Here is a 1431-nt window from a genome sequence, read left to right as displayed (position 1 = left end):
AAGAGGCCATTGGCCAACTTGTTCAGGGGGGATTCGATCCGGTTGGCCAGATCGGGCTTGAACCCCTGAATCGCCATGCCGACCAGCAACGGCAGCACCTGGGTGCGACCCTGGGCCATGCCTGGGGAGGAACTGCGGGTGCTGGAGTATTTCGCACCGCCGCCATCCACCGGGACTTCGGGCAAGTATGCCCAGACCAAGCCCTACGTCAGTGAGCCCCTCTTCGAACGCCGTGAACTTGTGGGTCACTGGCCGGCAGGCGGCGCTGAGGCTGAGACGCGCGGCCACTTCACGGTGCTGCGCGAGAATGATCGCCTGTGGTCGCTAAGCGGCGGCGATCATCGCGTCCTTGTCGGCCTCTTTGCCTCGACCGATCAGCTGACGGTCGGAAAGGCGACGATCGCGCCGGGTGGACGTAGCGCCGTCATCGAACACGGTGGCGATTCCGGCATCTATGTGGAGACCGGGCGGCTCAATATTCAACTCGTCGATAGTGAGTTGGCCCAGACATGGTTTGAACTTGCTCCGGGTGACGGCTTCTATGTGCCCGAGGGTGCCCGATACCGGCTTTGCAACATGGGGACGCAGACCTGCGATGCCATGTTCGGCGTTGCACCCGCATATCTGCCGCGCAGCACGTCATAGGAGCGAAGATGCACTACGCCATCGGCATCGATGTCGGCGGCACCAAGATTGGCGCTGCGATCGTTGAGTTGAGCACCGGCCAGTTGCTTCATCGGCGCGAAGTTGCAACGAGGAAGGAGCGAGGCGGTTCGACCGTCCTCGATTCCGTCCTCAGCCTGTTGAACGAGCTTGCCCTTGCCGCCGATGGCGCCGGCTTTCACATCGAGGGCGTGGGACTGGGCATCTGCGAGATCGTCGGCCCGGATGGACAACTGCTCAGCGCCGCTCTCATCGACTGGCGGCATCTCGATGTCTTTCCGACCCCTGCTGGCCTACCGCCAATACATCTTGTCTCCGACGTGCGTGCCGCCGCTGTCGCGGAATCCCGGTTCGGGGCGGCCCGCAATGTGCGCGACGCAATCTACGTGTCCGTCGGAACCGGCATCGCATCGGTATTGCTGATCGAAGGACGGCCCTACGCAGGTGCGCATGGCGCAGCACTCGTTCTGGCGTCCGCCGCCCACGTTCAGAAGGGCGATGGATCGACGGCGATCCTTGAAGAGACAGCTTCCGGCCCGGCCTTGGCGCGGCAATTCGGCGGTGAAGGCGGCGACTCGAGGAGGGTGATCGCGGCGGCGCAGAACGGCGACCTTCGGGCGCTGTCGATCGTGTCGCAAGCCACCTCTATGCTTGGCGCGACCATTGCCCAGCTGGCCAACTGTCTCGATCCTGCAGTCATTGTCATTGGCGGCGGCCTTGGTAGCGCGCCAGGAGTCTATTTCGAGAAACTGAAGTCGCGGATTGAGG

Annotated in this window: 2 protein-coding genes; both read left to right on the top strand. The window is 63.3% G+C overall.

Features of this window, described 5'->3' with window-relative positions:
- The first annotated feature begins 117 nt into the window (after nucleotides 1-117).
- The gene (locus ACLD7X_RS16760) at nucleotides 118-645 is read left to right on the top strand and encodes a cupin domain-containing protein (protein WP_411424825.1); all 528 of its coding nucleotides are present in this window, start codon (nucleotides 118-120) and stop codon (nucleotides 643-645) included.
- Nucleotides 646-653: 8 nt separating this feature from the next.
- On the top strand, nucleotides 654-1431 hold a 778-nt coding region (locus tag ACLD7X_RS16755; protein WP_411424824.1), incomplete at its 3' end, for an ROK family protein.

The sequence above is a fragment of the Aphanothece microscopica RSMan92 genome (assembly GCF_046613545.2).
Taxonomy (GTDB): domain Bacteria; phylum Cyanobacteriota; class Cyanobacteriia; order PCC-6307; family Cyanobiaceae; genus NIES-981.
The sequence above is the reverse complement of the archived record's forward strand: the minus strand, read 5'-3'. Positions and strand labels throughout refer to the sequence as shown.

Coding starts and splice junctions, on each gene's coding strand:
- ACLD7X_RS16760 (WP_411424825.1), top strand. CDS start 118: ATGCCTGGGGAGGAACTGCGGGTGCTGGAGTATTTCGCACCGCCGCCA.